The sequence below is a fragment of the Pseudomonas sp. Ors-4-3C genome, from assembly GCF_055755035.1.
In genome coordinates this window covers 1,409,658-1,433,197 of record NZ_CM146900.1, presented here as the reverse complement: position 1 = coordinate 1,433,197, position 23,540 = coordinate 1,409,658, and the positions used below count along the sequence as shown (strand labels likewise).

The 23,540-nt window shown below is 62.0% G+C and carries 10 protein-coding genes; 1 reads left to right on the top strand and 9 read right to left on the bottom strand.

The genetic code is table 11. The features are described 5' to 3' along the window. The first annotated feature begins 59 nt into the window (after positions 1-59). Entirely contained in the window at positions 60-734 is a 675-nt protein-coding gene (locus ACVHNU_RS06455; protein ID WP_045122368.1) for a hypothetical protein, read from the top strand. A gap of 137 nt (positions 735-871) precedes the next feature. Here the strand turns inward: ACVHNU_RS06455 and mnmH are convergent, their stop codons facing one another. The 9 genes from mnmH to ACVHNU_RS06410 form a co-directional block, all read right to left on the bottom strand. Beyond that, on the bottom strand, positions 872-1,975 hold the full coding sequence (gene mnmH / locus ACVHNU_RS06450; protein WP_473019245.1) for a tRNA 2-selenouridine(34) synthase MnmH: 1,104 nt from the start codon (positions 1,973-1,975) through the stop codon (positions 872-874). Continuing rightward, on the bottom strand, positions 1,975-3,009 hold the full coding sequence (selD, locus tag ACVHNU_RS06445) for a selenide, water dikinase SelD (protein ID WP_226501241.1): 1,035 nt from the start codon (positions 3,007-3,009) through the stop codon (positions 1,975-1,977). The genes mnmH and selD overlap by 1 nt, the downstream gene beginning before the upstream one ends. Positions 3,010-3,206: 197 nt before the next feature. After that, positions 3,207-3,572, bottom strand: coding sequence for a nuclear transport factor 2 family protein (locus ACVHNU_RS06440; RefSeq protein WP_473019244.1), 366 nt, complete (start codon positions 3,570-3,572; stop codon positions 3,207-3,209). Positions 3,573-3,762: 190 nt separating this feature from the next. Continuing rightward, complete coding sequence (locus tag ACVHNU_RS06435) at positions 3,763-4,887, bottom strand: hypothetical protein (RefSeq protein ID WP_473019243.1); 1,125 nt, start codon at positions 4,885-4,887, stop codon at positions 3,763-3,765. A gap of 105 nt (positions 4,888-4,992) precedes the next feature. Continuing rightward, complete coding sequence (locus ACVHNU_RS06430) at positions 4,993-6,123, bottom strand: hypothetical protein (protein WP_473019242.1); 1,131 nt, start codon at positions 6,121-6,123, stop codon at positions 4,993-4,995. Continuing rightward, positions 6,113-9,667 (bottom strand): toxin VasX, encoded by a 3,555-nt coding sequence (locus ACVHNU_RS06425; protein WP_473019241.1) that lies wholly within the window; start codon positions 9,665-9,667, stop codon positions 6,113-6,115. Before ACVHNU_RS06425 ends, ACVHNU_RS06430 begins: the two co-directional genes overlap by 11 nt. Further along, positions 9,664-10,530, bottom strand: coding sequence for a DUF4123 domain-containing protein (locus ACVHNU_RS06420; protein ID WP_103522522.1), 867 nt, complete (start codon positions 10,528-10,530; stop codon positions 9,664-9,666). Before ACVHNU_RS06420 ends, ACVHNU_RS06425 begins: the two co-directional genes overlap by 4 nt. Then, positions 10,527-12,530 (bottom strand): type VI secretion system Vgr family protein, encoded by a 2,004-nt coding sequence (locus ACVHNU_RS06415; RefSeq protein WP_473019240.1) that lies wholly within the window; start codon positions 12,528-12,530, stop codon positions 10,527-10,529. The genes ACVHNU_RS06420 and ACVHNU_RS06415 overlap by 4 nt, the downstream gene beginning before the upstream one ends. A 157-nt stretch (positions 12,531-12,687) precedes the next feature. Continuing rightward, positions 12,688-23,211: an autotransporter-associated beta strand repeat-containing protein gene (locus ACVHNU_RS06410; RefSeq protein ID WP_473019239.1), complete on the bottom strand. Its 10,524-nt coding sequence runs from the start codon at positions 23,209-23,211 to the stop codon at positions 12,688-12,690. Positions 23,212-23,540 lie beyond the last annotated feature (329 nt).

Sequence of the window (23,540 nt, the reverse complement as noted above, 5' to 3'; positions counted from 1 at the left end):
AGCCCGCGGTGTAAGGGTTGGTCAACCCCAACCGAATCTGCTGAAGAATCCTTTATTCGATGACGAACCTCATGAGTTTCGCCAAACGCTTCAAACATCGCGCCTACGTGGCCCTGCCCTCCCTGCTGGCGGTCAGTGCGCTGACCTTGTCGCTCGAATCGAGCCAGATTCGCGCGCAACCGGTGGACGGCACCCAGACCCTGATTTTCCTGCGCCACGCGGAAAAGCCCGCCGGCGGTCTCGGCCAGCTCAACTGCCAGGGCCTGAACCGGGCGATCGAACTGTCGACCCTGCTGCCGGAAAAATTCGGCAAGGCCGATTACGTGTTTGCCGCCAACCCGACACGCAATGTCGAGGAAGGCGAACAAGACAACTCCTACAGCTACATCCGCCCGTTGATGACCATCAGTCCCGCGGCGATCAAGCTCGGCCTGCCGGTGAACATCGAGTTCTCCGCCAACGACACCAGTGACCTGGCGCGCGAGTTGACCGAAGACAAATATCACAACGCAACGATCTACACCGCGTGGTCGCACGGCTATCTGCCGGAGCTGATCAACAAGGTTGCCGGCAAGGCCGTCGGCGAAAAGCAGACCATCACCGATGACTGGGCGGCTGGCGATTTCGATTCGCTGTATGTGCTGACCCTGACCTGGCACAACGGCAAGGCCAGCCTGCAGAGCCACAGCTACAAGCAGGGGCTGGATAACGGCAAGGTGACTTGTCCGACTTGATTCTTGCGGTGCCTGTGCCGGCCCTTTCGCGAGCAAGCCCGCTCCCACACTGGATCTTCACTGGGCAGAAATTTTGTGCCTGACGCAGATCCCCTGTGGGAGCGGGCTTGCTCGCGAAGAGGCCCGCAAGAACACCCTCAAACCCGCTGATTCACCCGCTCGCGCAAATACTCCAACACCGCCCCGCGCTCCCCGGCAAACTCGATCCGCCCGCCCTTCTTCTCACGCTGGAACGCATACATCGGGTCGTAATACTCGCGCAGCAACACGCTGATCCAGTCACGGAACGCCTCGACCGATCCGCTGCGCGCCTGCTCCGCCAAGGCCTCTTCCATCTGCAGGAACATCCGCTGATGGCGTTCGCCGCCCAGCCGGCGCTGGATATTGTTCAAACTCGCAATCAGCCGCTCGGCATACAGCGCAAAGCCCTGCTCGCCATGCACCGCGACAAACTCGGCGTGCAGGTTGATCACATAATCCTGCAGAATCCGCTCGACCCGCTGCTCCAGGCTGTCTTCGAGCCAGACCATCGGCGCCACTTGCATGCCTCGGTACAGCGGCAATGGCAAGGCACAACTGCCGACTACCCGGCTCTCGTCTTCCAGCACAAACTGCTGGATCCCGCCGGCGCGTTTTTTCAGCACATCAACGGCCAGACGGTTTTCAAAATCGATGTTGGTCGGTTGGCCGGTGGCGCGCTTGCCGAAACTCGAGCCCCGATGATTGGCGTGGCCTTCCAGATCCAGACCATTACTCAACTGCACCAACAGTTCGGTCTTGCCGGTGCCGGTCATGCCGCCCAGCAGCACCATATCGCACTCGGCCACGGCCTGATCGATCGTCTCCAGCAGGAACGTACGCATCGCCTTATAGCCACCGCCGACACGCGGGTAATCGATCCCGCCCTCTTCCTTGATCCATTGCTGGACGATCTGCGAACGCAGGCCGCCGCGAAAGCAATACAGGTAGCCGTCGGGGTGTGCCCGGGCAAACTCGACCCAGCCTTGAATGCGCTGCTCCCGCACTTCGGCAGACACCAGCCGCTCACCCAGGGCGATGGCGGCTTGTTGCCCATGCTGCTTGTAGCAGGTGCCCACCTGTTCGCGCTCGCGGTCGTTCATCAGCGGCAGGTTGACCACGCCGGGAAACGCGCCGTGGGCAAACTCGACCGGCGCACGGGCATCCATCATCGGCCGGTCGTTGAGGAAAATATCGCGGTAATCGGTGCAGTCGAGTGTCATCAATTCACCTCGACTGCGTGGGTCTGTCGCTCGACCAGCTCGCCGATCGGCGCCAGGTCCAGGCCCAGTTCGGCAGCCACGGCGAGGAATTCGGCGTTGCCTTCGGGAGTCACTGCAATCAGCAGACCGCCGCTGGTCTGCGGGTCGCACAGCACGCGCTTGTGCAGCTCCTGCAGACGGCCAAGCTTGCTCGAATAACTGTCGAAGTTGCGCAGGGTGCCGCCGGGCACGCAGCCCTGTTCGAGGTAGTATTCGACGCTGTCCAGACGCGGCACGTGGTTGTAGCCGATGCGTGCGGTCAGGTGGCTGCCATCGGCCATTTCCACCAGATGCCCGAGCAGACCGAAACCGGTGACGTCAGTCATCGCGGCGACCCCGGCGAGTTTGCCGAAACGGCTGCCGGGCTTGTTCAGGGTGCACATCCAGTCGCGGGCCACACCAATGTCGCCGGGGCGCAATTTGCCCTTTTTCTCGGCGGTGGTAAGGATGCCGATGCCCAGCGGCTTGGTCAGGTACAGCAGGCAACCGGCGGTGGCAGTATCGTTGCGCTTCATGTGGCGCTTTTCCACCAGACCGGTCACAGCCAGGCCGAAGATCGGCTCCGGCGCATCGATCGAATGCCCACCGGCCAGCGGAATGCCGGCGGCGTCACACACCGCGCGCCCGCCGCGAATCACTTCCCGGGCCACTTCCGGCGCCAGCACATTCACCGGCCAGCCGAGGATCGCAATCGCCATCAACGGATCGCCGCCCATCGCATAGATGTCGCTGATCGCGTTGGTCGCGGCGATACGGCCGAAGTCGAACGGGTCGTCGACAATCGGCATGAAGAAGTCCGTGGTCGACACCACACCGCGCTCGGCATCGATCTCGTACACCGCCGCATCATCACGCGAGGCATTGCCGACCCACAGTTTCGGGTCAAGGTTCTGCGCACCGCTGCCGGCCAGAATCACTTCCAGCACCTGCGGGGAAATCTTGCAGCCACAACCGGCACCGTGGCTGTATTGGGTCAGACGAATCGGCTCGCTCATGGGAGAGTCTCTGGCAGTTGATGGGGCGGATTCTAGCAGAGCGCGGGCCGGCTGAATTTGCGCTGACTGTCCAGGCCCCCTTCGCGAGCAAGCCCGCTCCCACATTTGATCGCTGCCATCCACAAATCCTGCTTTCACTGAAGATCCTCTGTGGAAGCGGGCTTGCTCGCGAAAGCTATCGACGGGTCACCACGATTTCACGGCTGGACACAAAAGGTGCCCTGATGAAAAACCATTTGCCACTGCTCGCCCTGCCGCCGCCATACCGAACTGCGCAGACTGTCCGCCGGCACCCGCTGGCCGACAGCGCCGGTATGGCAGTGATATGTCACCAGCGCCGAATCTTCCGACAACGGCTTGAGCGTGAACTGACTGACGGTACGTTGTGCGAACACTTGCTGCGGCAGCGCTTCCAGCACATCAGATTTGTTCCAGATGCCGCCGCTGGCGCCGAATTCGACAAAGTCGTCCGCGATCAGTAGTGCCAGTTCAGCGGCGTCCTCGCGCACAGCACGGGATAGCAGGCGCTGCTCAAGATGCAGCAGATGGTGTAACAGAGCCATGGCATAAATCCCTCTGTTGAAGCACAAGGTCAAACAGTCGCCGTCTTCGGCAGGTTCTACAAGAAATAGCGTCTTACATCCCGAGGCTACATCGCCTTGCGTCATTGCCTACGACAACGCCAGAATCGTCCGGACTTGACGATTTGAAGGCTGCTGAGGGCGAACAGGTTCAGAGGATAGCTATTCATACTCAACGCTTACCGCCGGGTGTCGCACTTTGTACTTCGGCAAATATCTCGGTAACGGGCCGGCTCGGTTGGCGCTTTTGCATCTGCCTTACCTGCTCGCTTAACCGCAGCAACTCCTCACTCGGCTTCGCCCAATGCTCTTCCGGCAACGGCTCCGACCATTGGCGCATGGCCTCGGGCAGCGCCTGTTTGCCGATCCTTTCGAGGCGGCGCACTTCCCATTCGACGAGGCGGTTGGGAATCGTCCATAGGGTCATGACGTGATACAGGTACCAAAAGAAGCCGGACAGCCGCGTGCGTGAACCGTCGCGAATCTGCTGATGCATGCGTGCGCGGGCGTTGTGGAAGGTGTGCAGGCCTTCGTGGGGCGGGTCGTCGGGGCCTTGCAGGTCTTGCAGATCCTGAATCGATTTGAGGTCGTTGACTTCGTATTCCATGTAGCCGCGAATGGCTTCCCAATGGCTGATGGCGAGTGGCAGCGCGGCGCAGGGGAATTCGAGGCTGGTGAGGGTTTCGCCGTGGTAGAAACCGATGCCCATGCCGTACTGGCGGTGGATGCCGTATTGGGTCGCGCCCTGGGCCTCGATGATCCAGGCCGATAGGGATTCCCAGGGAACAAAGACAGGTTCGGTTTCGCCTTCGGACATGAAGCAGACTTCGCGGCGTTGGCGGTTGAAACGGGTCGGGATGATTGAGGCGCGTTTTTTGTGGTTGTGGTGCCAGACTCCTAAGCAGATCAGGAGCATCAATGGACCTGTAAATAGTATGTTCTCGCAGGCCACTTCAAAGATGCCGACCATCGAGTCCCAAATGAATTCCTGTCCATACCCAAAAATAACTCCCAAAAAACCGGTGATTAGTGGGAATAAGAAAACTACTGTGAAAGACACGCTGAATGGTCCACCCAATACGACCTGCCAAGAAAAGACTTGTGGCGAGCCCAACCCAAAATCCATGTACACATCATTCAGTTCACCAATGTGCGGGCCATAGGGTGACATCGGTGTTGGCAGCGGAAGCGGCGCGAGATAGGTAGTTTTGCCGCTCGGAAAAGTTTCGATATCTCCGGCCTTTCGCGGTTGTTCAAACCGCACACAACCTGCGGCTTGATCGCACTTATTCGCCATGATCGGCTTGCTCCAGAAACTGGGTTTCGACTAGCAGCATGGGCGGAGCGCCCTTGATCATTTGGGAAACAATGCTGACGACATAGCGTTTTAGCAAGCAACTCCTCATACACGGCTCTTATCGGTAACTACCGAGCGTCGCACCTCGACAAATATCTCGGTAATCGGTCTGTGTGGCTGGCGCTTTTGCATCTGCCTTACCTGCTCGCTTAACCGCAGCAACTCTTCACTCGGCTTGGCCCATTGATCTTCCGGCAACGGCTCCGACCATTGGCGCATGGCCTCAGGCAGGGTTTGCTTGCCGATCCTTTCGAGGCGGCGCACTTCCCATTCGACGAGGCGGTTGGGAATCGTCCACAGGGTCATGACGTGATACAGATACCAGAAGAAGCCGGACAGCCTCGTGCGTGAGCCGTCGCGGATCTGCTGATGCATGCGTGCGCGGGCGTTGCGGAAGGTGTGCACGCCTTCGTGGGGCGGGTCGTCGGGGCCTTGCAGGTCTTGCAGATCCTGAATCGATTTGAGGTCGTTGACTTCGTATTCCATGTAGCCGCGAATGGCTTCCCAATGGCTGATGGCGAGGGGCAGCGCGGCGCAGGGGAATTCGAGGCTGGTGAGGGTTTCGCCGTGGTAGAAACCGATGCCCATGCCGTATTGGCGGTGGATGCCGTATTGGGTTGCGCCCTGGGCTTCGATGATCCAGGCGGAGAGGGATTCCCAGGGGACGAAGACGGGTTCGGTGGCGTCTTTGGGCATGAAGCAGACTTCGCGGCGTTGGCGGTTGAAGCGGGTCGGGATGATTGAGGCGCGTTTTTTGTGGTTGTGGTGCCAGACCGCGAGACCGATGAAAAGCCCCCAAAAAAGAGCAAGAAAGGCCTTCCCATAAGCCTCATGAAAAATTCCTCGTATGGCATGGAAAATGTCCTCCCAATCCATCCCGAACAAAAAGAACAGAAAACCACCGATCAAGGGAAACAGAAAGGCAATCATGCATGCAACGCTGAATGGCCCACCCAAAGTCATTTGCCACATAAAAACTTGTGGAGCCCCCAACCCAAAGTCCATGTAACCGTCATTCAGCTCACCAATATGCGGGCCATAAGGTGGTATCTGTGTTGGTAGGGGAAGCGGCGCGAGATAGGTAATTCTGCCGCTCGGAAAAGGTTCGATATCGCCGGCTTTTCGCGGACGTGCAACCTGCAGTGCGCTGACAGATGGATTGTGGTTATTCGCCATGATCGGCTTGCTCCAGAAACTGGGCTTCTACTAGCAACATGGGCGGATTTCCTTTGACCAGTTGAGGAGCAACCACCGCAAAATGCCCGTCACCCTGCGGGTCAATATGGATGACACGGGTTCGCGACGCCCACTCACCTTTGTCGTTCAGGTTTTGAACGCATACGGCCAATTCCAGTGTTTCTTTTGCTGGCGTGTACTCGGCGCTGTGATCAATCGGGTATTGAAGGCAGAGCACCAATCCTTCTGGCGATGACTTGACGATTCGCAGGCTGCTTAACACTTCGTCGCTAAGCACGTCTTTACGTTCTCGCGGCGCGCCTCGACCGTGGAGGGGCATGGAGATACGGTGTGCGCCAATGCCCAGCCGGTGTTTCGGCTTCCCATCCAAAGGAGGAAGAAGGTTTTCCAATGTCAGTCTGGGTAGGACCAGATGGATATCGCTGGGTTTGGCTTTGAATAACAGGTTTTTCAGCCAAGAGTCGTAGGGGTTCGGACCAAGTTGTGCGTAAGGCGCCTGTATCAGAAAGGCCAAATAACTTTGGTAGTCCTCCAAGGAGTGATCACCGCGCATCTCCGCATCCAGGCTCCAAGGCGTGATTTTCAGCCACTTATTGTGAGCGCTAAGGTTATAGCGATTGAAGAGCCAGGTGCCACTGAGTTCCAAAACGGTAAATAACGCGCCTGCCAGGTTGAACCGAAAAAACACGGTAGAAAGGCGTGTGCCGGCTGCGGCCCAAGCGGCAGTTCTTGCTTCACTGTTAGTGGCAGTAACCACGGTATAACCGGCGTATAGGGTCTGCCCCAGACCATACGTATTGACGGTAGTCATTCCGCCGGCTCCAAATGTTGCCAGTGCGGCCGCACCCTGCGCAGGGTGATTACCGCTTCGAATTGCTTGTTGCCAGTTTTTATGTTGAGTAATCAAGCTAGTGAATGAAGAGATAAATCCCAAAAGATAGGTCGGAATTCCTAACCCTAGATGCAACTTCCCCATCTGCACATGCACATGCTGCAAGGCATGGAGTTGAAGCCCAGCAACAAGCGCCGTGCTCCGAGCTTTCAATGCCGTATCTGCCAAGCTCTGTGCCGCGGTAAAACCAGCGGCACCGGTAGTCATCAAAGCATTCAGAACAGGTCCCCAAACCCGTTCGTTCCTGGACTGATTTTTTAGTTCTTTAATAGCCCCCACCAAATTCACCACCTGCACCAAAACCACCACCAACCCCATCCCTTCCGTCTTCACCAGACTGGTCCTGGACAGCCCTCCAATCCCCAACCGAATATTCCCCAACAAACTCCGCAACTCCCCCTGCTGTGCCGGTGGAAACACCACTGTCACCCCCGCTCTTGCAGGCGTCGCGCCGTACAACCGGGCCGAGCGATCCGGTAGTTCTTCAATCGGGCTCAACGCCGCCGCCAGTCGTCCTTCCACCTGGGTCAGTTGTGCCCGCACCCGCACAATCTCTTCCTGCAACTCCACCGCCCTTGGCGTCTTGTGGCCCGGACGATTTTTGTTGTGGGTGATCTGGTTGCGTTCGCGGTTGAGGGTCTTGAGGTACTCGCGCTCGCGCAGCAGCTCTTTGATCACGGTTTGCAGCGCGGCCTGTTCTGTGGGGCTGGCGACGGTGAAGGTCACGCCGCTGGTTTTTGCCGCGTCGAAGAGGCGCAGGCGCAGTGCTTTGGGCAGGCGCTGGAACAGTTCATCGAGGTCGGGGATTTTCTCGCCCGCAAGGTCGAAACCTTCCAGCACCCGGTCAAGGCCCAGGTTCAGTGCCGGGCTGTAGGTGTCCTGCACGGCAGCCGCGACAACACGGGTGTGTTCGGGCATATCGTCGAGGGCCGGCACTTGCGGTTGTTCGATCTTTTTCAGTTTGGCCAGCCAGTCCGGCAGGTTGTTGAACGTCGCCATACCGGCGTTGATCAGCGTCGAGTATTGCCCGCTCTGCTCCGATTGCAGGCGCAGCGGCAAGGTGTAGAAGGCGGTTCGGGTCAGTTCCGGGTGTTGCTCCACAAACCCGAGCATTTTCTCGCTGGCTTCGTCGCTGCGGCATAGATCCTTTAGGCAGGCGTACTCGGCGCTGAGCGCTTGATGAAGTTGCGCCGCCACTTGCGCATCGTAGTACCAGGCCGCGCGATGAAAGCGCCCGGCGACCAGCAGTTGCGTGCGGTCGACGGTGATGCGTTCGAGCAGGCGATTCCAGCGGCCGAGATCGTCGCGCAGCAGGTTCAGTCGCTCGTCCATGGCCGGGCGGTCGATCAGGTCGTTGACCCCGCGCTTGCCGCTGAGCAGCGGGCCGTCGAGCACATCCTTGATGCGGCGCTCCTGATCCTTGCCGAGGCTGATCAGGGTCTCCAGATGCGCGTCGACGAATGCAGCAGGAGCGACGTCTGCGAAGTATTGGCGCGTGTAAAAACGCCGATCCACCTCAGCCGTGGGCGCGGCGCGGTTCGGCTGCATTTCGTCGTCGGTCCCCTTGGCACGCAGTTTTTGCAGCTCGGGCGGCGCCGGTGCATCGGGTTGGACCTCCCCGCCCTTGTTCAGGTAGTCGAGCAACGCCCGGCGCGTGTTCTCCCGATCCGGCTCGGGCAGTTGTTCCAGATCGGCAAACAGCGCCCTGGCCTGCGGGTGTTCACTGGCCTTGGCCAGACCGTCGAAGTCCTGATCACTGAGCTGACTCAAGGACTCGATGTAACTGGCCAGCAGGTAATCGCGCGCGTTGTTGCCACTGCTGCTCCATTCATCGACCCAACCGACCACAGTGTCCTGATACTCGGCCAGGTCGCGCATCACCCCCAGATCGTCGTCGACCAGCAGAAACAATGTGTCGTCCTGATAGGGCCCGCGTACCCGGCCGAGAAATTCGCCGATGTGTGCCGCGCGAAAACGCTGCGGCTGCTCCCACAGATAAGGTTCGCGTTCGTGCTCGGGGGCATCACTGACTTGCACGGCTGGCAGCCGCGTAGCATCGGCTTCGGCGACAGGCTCTGCACTGACCGCCACCTCTGCCAGCCACTGTCGGGCTTGCGCCACGGTCAGCAAGTGCTCGCCGCCGGTCTGGCAATGCACCGGCCCCAGATCAACCGCCTGCATGAAGTGCTCACGCTCTTGGGCACTGTCCAGCACCTGCCGGCATTTGCCTGCCGTCCACTGCACTTCGGCGAAGGTCACGTACAGCGTGCTTTGGCGGGAGAAGATCAGCGCCGGACGCTCCTCGATGGCGGCGCGCTGATCCTCAGCCACCGTTTTACCCTGATGCAAAAGCGCGGTGACGATGCCGTCGAGCATTCGGTACTCGTACAACTCGCCGCTGAGGCTGTCGATGATGTACAGCCAGCCGTCGCGAAAGCGGCGAATGCCCAGCGGGCGGGCAGTCAGGGTGTACGGCAACTTCAATTCTGAGCTCGGATCGAACGCCCGCTCCACCAGACCGTAGCTCAACGGCAGCAACTGCACGTGGGTTTGCCGTAGCGGGCAGCTGTCGAGGGAGCCGAAGGGTTTCTTGGAGGCTGCGGCGGCGTCGAGGATGGCGGGATGGGTCATGGGCGTTCCCTTTGACTGCCCCACCGCTGCGCCATATCAACGGCCAGCGTGACACGCTCGCCCGGTGATTGCAGGGAGGGCGTGTGGAGCACGTGGTGGATTGGCGGGTGTTCGGTGATGTCGTGGCTGTCGAGCAGCGCAAGCAGGTTGGCGTAGTTGAACAACTCGGATTGACTGCTCAGGCCGAGGGCACTGGCTTGGGTTTCCATAAGATCCAGCAATGGCCAGCGCTGGCCCAGCGTTTCCCCGACATGGAATTCACGGAAGTGCTTCAACAGATGCGCATCCAGCTCCAGCAACCTGCGACGCCGGTCAACCTGATCCAACGCCGCGTTCAGCTCCGGATCAAGGCGATACGGCACGGCAAGCGCCGGACACTCAGCCAGCCGAGGTCGATGACCGTGCCAAACATCATTGACGCAGTCCGCCGTTACCACACAGGTCAAAGGTCCGAACAATCGCTGATCGGCATGGGCAAACAACGCGTGCGCCACCGCCGCATCGGCGATGCGCAAAAATGCCGATTGCCCGGCGGGTAACTCGACGACCAGCAGTTTGCGCAGGTGCTCGGCAACGCTGTGCATTGGCGCCGCGCTGAACAGCAGCACGCCCCACTCCGCCTGCGCATGTTGCAGATGGAACCGGGCCAGCGGATCGTCCGCATGCGCAATCGCGACCAACAGGGGCGAAATGTCGCGCAGCGCTGAAAAGGGTGGCTGGTCGTAGAGAGCAACGGTGCCGGGCGCCGAACTGTGCTGTTTCAGCCGCGCCGGCAAGTCGGTGATCGTCGCACCGTCCAGCAACAGAAAGGCCTGTTGCTCGGTCCACGGCAGACCTTCGGGAAAAGCGCTCGACAAGCTCATGCGTGAGCGGCCTCGCAGGCCAGGCAACGCGAGCCGCGTGCGGAAACGAATGCATGGCGCTGCTGAACCGGATCGAACGCCACCTTCAACAATGGCAACGCCCCTGGCACCAAAGGCTCTGCCGCCATCCCCAGCGCAGGCGCACCGCCCTGGACAATCGGCACGCTGCTGCAAATGCCTTCCGGCCCCAGCGTCAACCAATGCCCGCCGGCCGTGATCGTCACATGCGTACCACCATCGATCACCACTTGCTGGCCCGCGCCGAGGTGGATCTGCTGCGCTGCGCTAAGCCTTTGGCTGGCTACCCGAACGTGCCGGTCGCCCTGAACCCACAGGTGATCATCCTGCTTGAGCTCGGTCAGACGGTTGCCATGGGTCAGATGATGTTCATCACTGCGCAGGTCGTGGCTGGCCAGACCACCGATCACCACCGTGCGCTGATTGTCGACCTGCACCCGCTGGTCATTGAGTACCAACTGGACAAAGTCACGCTGGGCGCGGATGGCGATTTCTTCGGCACCTTTCCTGTCCTCGATACGCAGCTCGTTGTAGCCGCCTCCACCGGGGGTGCTGTGACTGCGAAGCACCGTGCGCGTTTGTTCAGCGGGCAAATTGAGCGGCACGGGCGTCGCGGCGTTGGCCAGACAACCGAGGACAAACGGCTTGTCGGGATCGCCGTCAGTGAAACCGACCAACACTTCCATGCCGACACGCGGGATCTGCACGCTGCCATATTGATCATGGGCCCAGCCACTGGTGACCCGCAGCCAGCAACTGGATTGTTCATTGCGCTGCCCTTCCCTGTCCCACAGCAACTGGACCTTTACCCGGCCATAGGCGTCGCAGTAAATCTCCTCGCCGGGAGGCCCGGTGACCACGGCATGCTGGTTGCCGGTCATTCGGGGTTTGGGGTGTTCAAGCGCAGGGCGGAAGATGACGTCCCAAGGTGTCGCGACGAAGTCATTACGATAACCCTGGCTGAAGCCGTCACCGGAATCAGTGCCGGTGGCCGACTCCTCCAGCACTTGCGGCTGCTTGCCAATGTGCTCGACGCTGGTCAGCAGCCACAAACCATTGAGGTCGGCGCGCGGATGTCCGCCCATGTCTACGAAGCTGCCACTGCGCATCAGGCTTTGGTCGCTGCGACCTTTTCCCTGACGGTAATCGGCGCGATGCCGTTCGAGGCTTCTCTGGCTTAGATGTCTGCCACGATCACGGTGGGTGAACTGCCCGGGAAAGCTGTAATCCTCGAGTACAGGAAGCCGCGCTTCCCTGGCCGCGGCATCGAGTTGCACGGTGGGGTTTTCAAAATGGTAATCACGGCGGCTGACCTGGGTGGGACGGGTCTCCAGGCGCACGGTGAAACGCTCGATCACCGACGCCTCGGCGACCATGCCGCTGCCCTGCGCATAGGCAGTCGGCGCGTCGGGCCTGGGGAACACGGTCTGGTCATCGCCGAACACCAACAGGTGCCGATCGGGGCTGTGCTGGAAATGAAAATGCAGCCCCTCCTCCTCGCACAACCGCTGGATGAAATGCAGATCGCTCTCGTTGTATTGCACGCAATACAGGCGCGCCGGGTACTCGGCATTGAGCACAAAGCGCCAGGCATCGGCCTGCATGCCGTGATCACTCAACACTCGCGCGATGATTTGCGGCACGCTCTGATGCTGAAAGATGCGCTGATTGTGACGATGAGCGAGATAGGCCAGATGCGGCACCAAAAGGATCTGGTAGCGCGTCAGACGTGCGCCGGAGTCGCCTTGGGCAACTCGATAAACCTGCCCATGAAGGCCCGAACCGTCTGCGCAGAAAGACACAAAGGCTGGGCGATGCAGAAGAGACTCGAGATCCAGGTCACGGCGTTCACTGACCAGTTCGAGTTCGACCTCATAGGTTTGGTTAAGCGCCTCCCTGGCTCGGAATTCGAGCACTTGAAGATCGCTGGAGACACCTTCGATATCAAGTCTGAAAACAATAGGTTTGCCGACGGTCAGCATCCACATTTCCCTGTGTCTTTTTAGGCACGGGACTTTGCGTGGATCTACAGATAGCCGCAGTCGGGAAAGTCGCTTATTTGTGTAGGACGCATCCGGGATCTTTTGCAGTGCAAAAAAAAACCGCCCTTTCGGGCGGCTAAAGTACTTCGACCATGATTCAGAAGCTTTGACTGAAGCTGATGTTGAATGCGCTGTCGTTGTTGTCGCTCGACACCTGGCCCGAGTAGCCGATGCCCAGCTTGCCGGTCGGGGTGACCTGGAAGTCGATGCCGGCTTCGAGCAATGCGCTGTCCTTGGCAATCGGCACGCCCTGGGTGCTGAACGAGGCGCCGCCGTCGATGAAGGTCAGGTCGGCGTCAGGTTTGGTGTCGCCGTAGGCATGTCGCCAGCCGATGGCCGCACGTGGCGTCAGTTGGCTGCCGTTGGCCAGGGTCACCAACTTGCCGACGCGTACCCCGAGGGTCGAGTAGGTGATGTCCTGATCGGCGTCGGCCTTCAGGCGCCCCACTCCACCTTTTTCCTTGCCGGTGTCGCTGTCGTAGTTGACGTAGGCAAGACCTGCGAACGGTTCGATGGCAACGCCTGCCGCGTTGATCGCGTAACCCACTTCACCGAACACCTGCGCACTGCGTGCGTCGTAATCGGCCTTCAGGCGATCGTTGTAAGTACCGACGCTGACATCGCGTTTGGTCTCGATGCTGTGCCAGCTGTAAGCCGCGCCGAGGCGCACCGCCAGTGCATCGAATTGCGAGTTCAGATAACCGGCCAAGTGGTAGCTGTCGACCTTGGCATCCGAGTTGCGATCGTGCGCATTGAGGTTGCTGCGGGTGTAGCCGGCCGCCATCCCGGCACGCCAGGTGTCATCCAGCGCCTTGTCGGTGCCGAGCATGAAACCGCCGAGGTTGCGATCGACTTTCGCCGTGTTGCTGTCGCCGCCCATGTCGCCCCAGGCACCGATAGCCCGGATCCAGCCGACCATTTCACCGTGGCAGCCGTTGCTGCTCAGTTGCGTGTCGCTCGGTGCCAGGGTTTTACGTGGATCATCCGCGGCGCTGCACGATGGCTGGCGCATGCGGTCATTGACCGCCTCGCGGATGAAGCGCGAATCCTCCAGCATCGCGCTGGCGGTGCTGGCGTGGATTTCTCCGGAGAGGCTGTCGAACGCATTGCGCGCACCGGCCACGCTGAGGTTGACGATCTGGTTCTGCAACGCTGCGCCGGCCGCACCGTTATTGGACAGTGCCGTGGCGGTGCCGCGCTGGTTGCCCGTGGCAGCGACATCGGCGAACGAGTTGCCGTTGCGGCTCACGGCCAGGGTGACCGAGTCGGCACCGTAGACCAGCGAGCTGTCGAGGAACGCGTACTGCGGCAGATCGGTGGCACTGAAGGTGCCGGTCACCCCACCGCCTGCAGTGATCAGCGAGTAAGTGGTGTTGCCGGTGAACGGCGCCAGGCTGTTGACCACCAGGCCGCCGCCCAATGCCGCCGTACCACCCACCGCCAGCGGTGTCGCGGTTGGCGAGCTGACGGTCAGCGCCAGTACACCATCACTGCTGTTGGTCAGGTTGCCGGCCACGCTCAAGGTGCCGCCCGCGCCACCGGAAGCCACCACACCGTGGTTGACCACTGAGCCGACGCTGCCATTACCGCTCAGGCCTGCGCCGTTGGCGACCGTGACTTGTGCCCCCAACGAAGCCCGGGCCGCACGGCTGCCGACTTGCAGCAGGCCTTGATCGACCGAGACGGTGCCACTGAACGGCTGATTACCGGTCAGCAACAACGTGCCGGCGCCGCGTTTGGCCATCGCCCCGAGTCCGCTGAGGATGCCGTTGAACTGGCCATTGGCATTCTGCTGGAACACCAGTGTGGCGTTGTCGGTGATGTTGCCTTGCAGGCTGGTGGTGTTACCGATCAGCGTACCGCCACTGACGGTGGTGCCCCCGCTGTAGGTGTTGGCGCCACTGAGCACCAATATGCCGGAGTCAAGTTTCTCTATCCCCCCCGTGCCTACCAGCGGTACGGAAATTTCCGCACTGGCCCCGGCATTGACCCGCACCGGCGCCAGACTGCCGTCGGCGCCGTTGACCGGCGTCAGCGTACCGCCAGCCCCCGGAGCCAGACTGTAGCCGCTGGTGAGGAACTGCAGGCCAGTGAAGTTTTGATTGCCCTGCACGGTGACTGTACCAGCCTGACCGCCGAACACCGCGAACTGACCATTGGCCGCCAACGCTTGCGTACCGCTCGGATCGGTCCAGTTGGTGCCCGGTCCCCACACGCCGCTACCGCCACCGATGCTGCCGTCAGGATTGGTGGTGCCGCCGTTCCAGAACTGCACTTCACCCGGTGTGCCCTGCACCAGCAGGTTGACCTGATTGGCGATGGCGGTTTGCAGGGTCAGGTTGGCCGCCGATACCGGCAGGCTGCCGTAGACCAGACCGTTGTCGGTCAGGCTGCCGCCGTAGCGGAACAGTTGATAGACCCCGGTACCAAAGCCGCCGGCGTTGCTGATATTCAGCGTGCCGTCGAGAGTCAGGTTGCCGGCGACGTTGACCACCGTGGTGGAACTGGCGGCCGAGCCGAGACTGAAGTCCAGGTTGGTGCCCGAGGACAACGCCAGCGAACCGACCGACAACGGTGTTGCACTGCCGCCACCGATCAGCGTCGCACCGCTGGCCAGTTGCACGTTGCCGCCCAGTTGCCCGCTGCCACCGACTTTCGCGCCGCTGGCAACGCTGACGTTGGCGCTGTTGAACACGCCGTTGACGATCAGATTGCCGGCCTGCACCGAAGTGTTGCCGGTGAAGGTGTTGTTGCCGGTCAGGAGCAATTGGCCGGTGCCGGTTTTGTTCAGCGTGCCGGCGCCGGTGAGGTTGCCGGTATAGCTGCCGTCGGCGTTCTGCGCGAAGGTCAGCGCCGCGTTGTTGACGATCGCGCCTTGCAGGCTGCTGGTGTCGCCAGTGGTCGTGCCACCGTTCAGCGTGGTCCCGCCGCTGTAGGTATTGGCGCCACTCAGCACAAGACCACCGCTGCCGTTTTTCACCAGACTGCCTGTGCCGGTGACGGCGCCAAGCAGTGTGGTGTTCTGGTTACCGGCCAGGGTCAACTGCGAACCGAGATTGATCGCGTTGGCCAGTTGCAGCGCCGAAGTGCTGTCGAGGGTGCCGTTGCCGGTCACGTTGAGTGCGCCGCTACTGATTGCGCTGTTGTTGCCCAGCACCAGCGTGCCGCCTGCGAGTTGAGTGCCGCCGCTATAGGTGTTGCTGCCGTTGAGCGTCAGGCTCGACGCCCCGGTCTTGATCAGACTGCCGCTGCCGCTGACTACACCACCGAGGGTCAAGGCGTTGCTGCCGGCGACGGTCAGGCCGCCGTTGAGTACCACGTTGTTGGCCAGGCTGACCGCGGCGTTGCTGTCCAGTGCGGTACCGTCCGCAGCGGTCAACACACCGCTGCCGAGCGCGGCATTGTTGCCGACCACGATCTTGCCGCCATTGAGCGCGGTGCCACCGGTGTAGCCGTTGGCAGCGTTGAGCACCAGCGTACCGGTGTCGTATTTGCCGAGGGTGCCGCTGCCGTTGAGCGCGACGCCGACGGTCGCGGTGGCGTTCGGATCGACGCGTACCGAGGCATTGCCCAGCGAACCGTTGACCAGGTTCAGCGAACCCGCCGTGCCGTTCTGCAGGCTGTAGCCGTCGGTGACGAACTGCATGCCGGTGATGGTTTGCGCACCGTTGACGGTCACAGTGCCCGCCGTTCCCTGGAACACCGCGAAGTTGCTGGTCCAGGCCTGATTGGTGATGCCGTTGACGTCGGTCCAGTTGGTGGTACCGGTGCCCCAGGTGCCGCTGCCGCCATCGACCGAGCCGTTGGCGATCAGTTGATTGCCGTCCCAGAACTGCACGGTGACGCCCGGTGCACTCACCAGCAGGTTGATCTGGTTGGCCAGCGCCGTTTGCAGGGTCAGATCGCCGGGGGTGACGCTGCCCGGCACCGTGCCGATCAGCATGCCGTTGTCAGTGAGGCCGCCGGTGTAGTTGATCAGGCGATACACGCCGCTGCCGAAGCCGCCGATATCGCTGACATTCAAGGTGCCGTCGAGGGTCAGGTTGCCGCCGACATTCACCAGCGCATTACCGCCACCGGAGACCGGTGCACCCAGGCCGACATCGAAGTTGGCGTTGCCGTTGAACACCAGCGAATCCACCGACAGCGTGCTGCCGGTGACAGCTGCCAGATGCCCGCCATCGGCCACGGTCACGGCGCCGGTCAAGGTGCCGCTGCCGCCGAGAGTGCCGCCACTGTTGACCAGCACGTTGCCGCTGGCCAGCGAACCGTTGACCTGCAGGGTGCCGGCGTTGACGTTGGTATCGCCGGTCAGGTCGCTGATGCCGCTGAGCGTCAGCGTACCCGTGCCGAGTTTGGTCAGGCTGCCGTCGCCGCTGAGGACACCGGCGAAGGTGCTGCTAACGTTATTGCCACCGAGGCTCAGGGTGCTGCCGGTGCCGATCAACGCGGTACCGCTGCCGGTCAGGCTGGCGAGGCTGCCCGAAGCGCCGAGATTCAGCGCCGCGCCGCCCGCGAGATTGACCGTGGCGTTGTTGCCCAGCGCCGAGTTGCTCAGGGTGGTCAGGCTGCCGGACAGCACATCGAAGGTGCCGCTGAAGGTGTTGTTGCCCGACAGCGTTACATCGGCCAGACCGTTTTTGGTCAGGGTGCCGGCCCCGGCGATCACACCGCCGAGGGTCAGGTTGTTGTTGCCGGTCAGACCGAGGTTGGCATTGAGGTTGATGTTGTTCGCCAGCACCAGCGGGGAGCTGCTGTCGAGACTCGAAGCGCCAGCCACTGTCAGCACACCGCTACCCAGTGCTGCGCCGGTGCCGAGGGTCAGCGTACCCGCATTCAGCGTAGTACCGCCGCTGTAGGTGTTGATGCCGTTGAGCGTCAGGTTCGACGTGCCGTTCTTGATCAGCCCGCCCGCGCCACTGACCACGCCAGCGAGCGTCAGGTTGTTGCTGCCGGTGTTGCTCAGGTTGGCGTTGAGCACCACGTTGTTGCCCAGGCTCAGCGCAGCGCTGCTGTCCAGCGCGGAGGTACCGGCCACGGTCAGGTTGCCCAGACCGAGTGCGCCGTTGCTGCCGGCGGTCAGTGTGCCGGCGTTGAGAGTGACGCCGCCGAGGAAATTGTTAGCCCCGCTCAGGATCAGGTTGGACGCGCCGTTCTTGGTCAGGCTGCCGGCGCCATTGATCGCGCCGCTCAGTGTCAGATCGTTGCTGCCGACGACACCAAGGTTGCCCGCCAGATTGATCGCGTTACCCGCCGTAAAGGCGCCGCTGGCATCCAGTGAGGTGCCGTTCGCCGCGTTCAGAGTGGCCGAGCCCAGCGCGCTGTTCGACGCCAGAATCAAGCCGCCCGCATTCAGCGCCACCGGCCCGAGGAAAGCGTTGTTGCCACCGAGCGTCAGGCTCGCCGCGCCATTTTTGATCAGCCCGCCGGTACCGCCGATCACCCCGTTGAGGGTCAGCGCATTGCTGCCGACCACGGTCAGGTTGCCGTTGAGCGTTGCCGCGTTCGCCAAAGTGACCGCTGTGTTGCTATCGAGTTGTGTGCCAGCGTTGGCGGTCAGCGTGCCGCTGCCCAGCGCGGTGTTGCTGCCGACGATGATCTTGCCGCCGTCCAGTTGCGTACCGCCGCTGTAGGTGTTGGCGCCGTTGAGCACCAGGGTACCGGCGTCGAGCTTATTGAGGATGCCACTGCCGTTGATGCTGGCGCCGATGGTCGCGGTCACACCCGGATCGACCCGCACCGCCGTGGTCCCACCACTGCCATTGACGGCGGTCAGTTGTCCCGCCGCGCCGTTCACCAGGTTGTAGCCGTCGGTGAGGAACTGCATGCCAGTGAACAGCTGCGTGCCATTCACGGTCACGGTGCCGGCGGTGCCCTGGAACACCGCGAAGTCGCCGGCCCAAAGTTGGTTGACCAGGCCGTTGGCATCGGTCCAGTTGGTGCCGACCGCGTTCCACGTGCCGGTGCCGCCGTCGACCACGCCGTTGGCAATGGTCTGGCTGCCATCCCAGTAACGGATGTTACTGTTCGGGGCCGACACTTGAATGTTGATCTGATTGGCCACACTGGTCTGCACCAGCAGATCGCCGAGAGCGTAACCGACCGGCACACTGGCGACGTCCAGCCCCAGATCCGTCAGGGCACCGGTGTAGTTGAACAGACGATAGACACCGACGCCGAAACCACCGGCATCAGTGACATTGAGATTGCCGTTGAGAGTCAGGTTGCCGCCGACGTTCATCAGTGACGTGGTCGACGGTGTCGCCAGCGCCACATCAACGTTGCTGCCCGCACCGAGGGTCAGATTACTCGCCGACAGGGTGTTGCCCGACGACAGCGCCAGATGGCCGCCGTTGTTGATGTTCACCGTGCCGATCGCCGAGCCGGTACCGGTCAAGGTGCCAGTATTGTTGACGTTGAGCTGTGTACTGTTCAGCGATCCTGTGAGGTTGAGGATACCGCCATTGACCGTGGTGTTGCCGGTGAGGCCGCTGATCCCGGTGAGGTTCAGGGTGCCGGTGCCGATTTTGGTCAGGCCACCGCTGCCGCTGAGATCACCGTCGAAGGTGCTGCTGGTGCTGACCCCGCCCACGGTCAAGGTGTTGCTGCCGGTGAGTTGCACGCTGCCGCTGCCGGACAACCCGGCCAGGCTGGCATCGCTGCCCAGATTGAGACCGGCGCCGGCGCTGATGTTCACGCCGGAGGTATTGCCCAATGCAGCGCTGTTCAGCGTGGTAACGCTGCCGGAGACGATATTCACGGCGCCGGTAAAGGTGTTGCTGCCGGCCAGCGTCAGGTCGGACAAACCGTTTTTGGTCAGGCTGCCGGCACCGTCGATGATGCCGTTGAGGGCCAGGTCGTTATTGCCGGCCACCGTCAACCCGGCGTTCAAGGTGATCGCATTGCCGATGCCGAACGAGGCGCTGTTATCCAGGGTCGCCGCGCCGCCGACGGTTAAGCCACCACTGCCCAGACCGTTGGCATTGCCGAGGGTCAAGGTACCGGCGTTGAGGGTGGTGCCGCCGCTGAAGGTGTTGTTGCCGTTGAGCGTCAGGTTGGCCGCGCCGTTCTTGATCAACTGGCCGCTGCCGCTGGTGACGCCGCTGAGGCTCAGGTCCTGCGTACCGCCGATGGTCAGCGCAGCATTGAGGCCGATGCCGTTGGTGAGGTTGACCAGCGGCGAGTTGCTGTCCAGCGTCGATGCGCCAGTGACCGTCACGGCGCCGGTGCCCAGTGCCAGACTGTTGCCGACGGTCACGGTGCCGGCATTCAGCGTGGTACCGCCGCCGTAACTGTTGGCCGCATTGAGAATCAGATTGGCCGTGCCGTTTTTCACCAGGCTGCCGGCGCCGCTGACCAGACCGGTCAGGGTCAGATCTGCCGTGCCGCCGATGTTCAAGGCACCGGCCAGCGCCACCGCGTTGTTCAGGCTCGCGGCGGTGTTGGCGTCCAGCGTGGTATTGGCCGCCGCGTTCAGCGTACCGGCGCCCAGCGCGGTGTTACTGCCGACAATGAGTTTGCCAGCGTTCAGTGCGGTGTTGCCAAAATAGGTGTTGGCGCCATTGAGGGTCAGGTCGGCGGCGCCGTTCTTGACCAGACCACCGATGCCGGCAACAACGCCGCCAAGGGTCAGCGCATTGCTCCCGCCCAAGGTCAGATTACCGCCGAGGTTGATATTGTTCGCCAGGGTCGCCGCCGTGCCGGCATCCAGCGTGGTGCCGTTCGACGCATTCAGCGCGCCAGTGCCGAGTGCGGTATTGGAGCCGACGATCAACGAACCGGCCGTCAGCGCGGTGGTGCCGGTGTAGGTGTTGTTGCCGTTGAGGGTCAGGCTCGACGCACCGGTCTTGATCAATCCGTTGACGCCGCTGATCACCCCGCCGAGGGTCAGCGCGTTGGCGCCGCCAGTGGTGAGGTTGGCATTGAGAGTGATCGCATTGTTCAGCGTTACCGCCGAGCTGCTGTTGAGTGTTCCTGCCCCGGCCACGGTCAGGGCGCCCGAGCCCAGCGCAGCGCCGTTGCCGACGGTCAGGCTACCTCCATTCAGGGTGGTACCGCCGCTGTAGGTGTTACTGCCGTTGAGCGTGAGATTGGCGGTGCCGTTTTTCACCAGTTGGCTGGTACCGCTGATCACGCCACCGAGGGTCAGCGCGTTGCTGCCGCCAATCCCCAGGCTGTTGTTGAGGATGACGTTGTTGTTCAGCGTTACCGCAGCATTGCTGTCGAGCGTCGCCACGCCGCCGACGGTGATGTCGCCGCTGCCGAGCGCCGCATTGGCGCCCGCCGTGAGGGTGCCGGCGTTCAACGCGATGGGACCGAGGAAGGTATTGGCGCCATTGAGAATCAGGTTGGCCGCGCCGTTTTTGGTCAGTCCGCCGCTGCCGCTGACGATGCCGCCCAGGGTCAGGTCGGCGCTGCCGCCGATGTTCAGGTTGCCGCCGAGTGACACCGTATTGGTCAGCGCCACCGCTGTGCTGGCGTCGAGGGTGGTGCCTGCCGCCGTGGTCAATGCGCCAGTGCCCAGCGCGGTGTTGCTGCCGACAATCAGCGTACCGGCGTTGAGCGCAGTACCACCGGAGAAGGTGTTGTTGCCGCTGAGGCTCAGGTTCGCGGTGCCATTCTTGATCAGGTTGCCGGTGCCGCTGACGACGCCGCTCAGGCCCAGTGCCTGGGTGCCGCCGATGGTCACTCCTCCCGCCAGCGCGACGGCGTTGGCCAGGGTCACCGCGGTGGTCGCATCCAGCGTGGTGCCGGCCGCCGCGCTCAGCGCACCGGTCCCCAGCGCGGTGTTGCTGCCAACGAACAGGCTACCGGCGTTAAGCGCCGTACTGCCGCTGTTGGTGTTGTTACCGGTCAGGGTCAGGCTCGCGGTGCCAGACTTAGTGATGCCGCCAGTGCCGGACAACACGCCACCCAGGGTCAGGGCGTTGCTGCCGAGCACGTTGAGCGCGCCGGTCATGCCGATGTTGTTGGCCAGCGTGACGTTGGCGGTACTGTCGAGACTGGTGCCGGCGGCGGTGTTCAGCGCGCCGCTGCCCAGAGAATTATTGTTGGTCACCAGCAAGCTGCCGGCGCTCAGGGTGGTGGTGCCGGTGTAACCGCTGTTGGCACCGCTGAGGGTCAGGCTGCCGCTGCCAGTCTTGGTCAAGCCGCTGCTGCCGGTAATCAGGCCGCCGAGCGTCAGTGCGCCGGTGCCGCCGGCCGTCAATGTGCTGCCGAGGCTGATGGCGTTGCTCAGATTGATCGTGCCGGGTGCGCTCAAGGTTGTCGCGCCGGTGACGTTGAGGGTACCGGTGCTCAGCGCCAGATTGTTGCCCAACTGCACGGTGCCGCCGTTGAGCGTGGTGTTGCCCAGGTAGGTGTTGGCAGCACTGAGGCTCAATTGCCCGGCACCGACTTTGGTCAGGCCACCGCTGCCGGAAATCACCCCGCTCAGGGTGGTGGCGTTGGTGCCCTGCACGGTCACGCCACCGGCGCCGAGGGAGATCAGATTGCTGATGTTCAACCCGGCATTGCTGGCCTGCAGGATCCCGCCGTTGGAGGTGAGCACCCCGCTGCCGAACGTGGCGTTGTTGTTGAACTGGGCGACACCGCCATTGAGCGTGGTCGCACCGCTGACCAGTGGCCCCTGCAAGGTCCAGGTGCCGCTGTTGATGGTCAGGTTGTTGAAGTTGACGTAGGTGGCGCTCGACGCCGTGCCGACCCCGGTGGTCCCGCCGCCGACGCCAAGCGGGTTCTGCAGAATCAGACTGTTGGTGCCGCCCGCGCCGCCATCAACGGTGCCGGTGGGGGCAAAGGTCAGGTTGATACCGATCAGTCCGCCGAGACCGACGCTGATCTGTACACCGTCACCGACCTGCACCGAAGAACCCGTCACTGCCGTAAAGGTGTTGGTGCTGGCAGCGCCCATCGACACGCCACCGGTGATCGCGCCGGCGTTGGTGAACGTGTTACCCGCCGCCGAGGTTTCGAAGGCGACGCGGCCAGTAATGGTGCCGGTGCTGCTGTTGGTCATGTTGACCTGCGAACCGCCGTAGACGCCGACCACCGGAGTATCCGCCAGGGTGATGCCGCCGACCGAGAGACCGGTCGAGGTGATGGTGCCGTTGTTGGTGATGGTGGTTGTGCCAGCCGCGGCGTTGTTCACCGCAATCCCCAGACCATCGATGCTGGTCAGGTTGAGCCCGAGCAACATGCCAGTGCCGCGAATGATCCCGCTGGCGTTGTTGAGCACACTGACCGTACTGGTCGCACCGGTGCCAATGAACGCACCGCCGCTCAAGACCGACACAAGCCCGATAAAGGCAGGGTCAATGGTGCCGGAGTTGTTCAGAGTGATGTTGACCCCGGTCAGGTCCATCACATGGCCGCCGAGGGTCGCATTCATTGCCGCCCCCGAGTTGACATTGACCGTCAGACCGTTGGTGGCACTGGCGAAATTGTTGAGAAACAGCGGCAGCGTCGGCACCCCGGTACAGGTCACCGTGGAACCGGCCGTGGAGCAGGTGGCCAGTGCAGGTGCACTGACGCCGCCGAACAACAGTCCGGCGACGCTCAGGTGCACAGCAAGGGAAAGTGGGGAAAAACGCGAAACGAGGGCGACACCAAACCTTGCTTCCACGGGCTACTCCTTGTCGTGGCCAAATTCTTCCTTGAAGGCGTGGGAAACGTGCTTATTCCACACGCGAATCAAGACTGCGACGGTCATCACAAAACCGCGTCTTGGCTGACAAGCTAGTAGACGCCCCGCGATGGGGCACTGATTAAATGGTGTTAATACTTTAATACTAGGGCCGTCTAGAACGAGGGTTTCGGCCCGTAAACACTGGATTCGACGGCAGTTGACTCCCCCTGTGGGAGCGGGCTTGCTCGCGAAGGCGGTGTATCTGTGAAGGATGTGTCAGCTGACCCGACGCCTTCGCGAGCAAGCCCGCTCCCACAAGGGGAAAT

What these genes read in the sequence shown, in the direction of transcription:
- ACVHNU_RS06455 (WP_045122368.1), top strand. Translation starts at nt 60, where the DNA reads ATGACGAACCTCATGAGTTTCGCCAAACGCTTCAAACATCGCGCCTAC.
- mnmH (WP_473019245.1), bottom strand. Translation starts at nt 1,975, where the DNA reads ATGACACTCGACTGCACCGATTACCGCGATATTTTCCTCAACGACCGG.
- selD (WP_226501241.1), bottom strand. Translation starts at nt 3,009, where the DNA reads ATGAGCGAGCCGATTCGTCTGACCCAATACAGCCACGGTGCCGGTTGT.
- ACVHNU_RS06440 (WP_473019244.1), bottom strand. Translation starts at nt 3,572, where the DNA reads ATGGCTCTGTTACACCATCTGCTGCATCTTGAGCAGCGCCTGCTATCC.
- ACVHNU_RS06435 (WP_473019243.1), bottom strand. Translation starts at nt 4,887, where the DNA reads ATGGCGAATAAGTGCGATCAAGCCGCAGGTTGTGTGCGGTTTGAACAA.
- ACVHNU_RS06430 (WP_473019242.1), bottom strand. Translation starts at nt 6,123, where the DNA reads ATGGCGAATAACCACAATCCATCTGTCAGCGCACTGCAGGTTGCACGT.
- ACVHNU_RS06425 (WP_473019241.1), bottom strand. Translation starts at nt 9,667, where the DNA reads ATGACCCATCCCGCCATCCTCGACGCCGCCGCAGCCTCCAAGAAACCC.
- ACVHNU_RS06420 (WP_103522522.1), bottom strand. Translation starts at nt 10,530, where the DNA reads ATGAGCTTGTCGAGCGCTTTTCCCGAAGGTCTGCCGTGGACCGAGCAA.
- ACVHNU_RS06415 (WP_473019240.1), bottom strand. Translation starts at nt 12,530, where the DNA reads ATGCTGACCGTCGGCAAACCTATTGTTTTCAGACTTGATATCGAAGGT.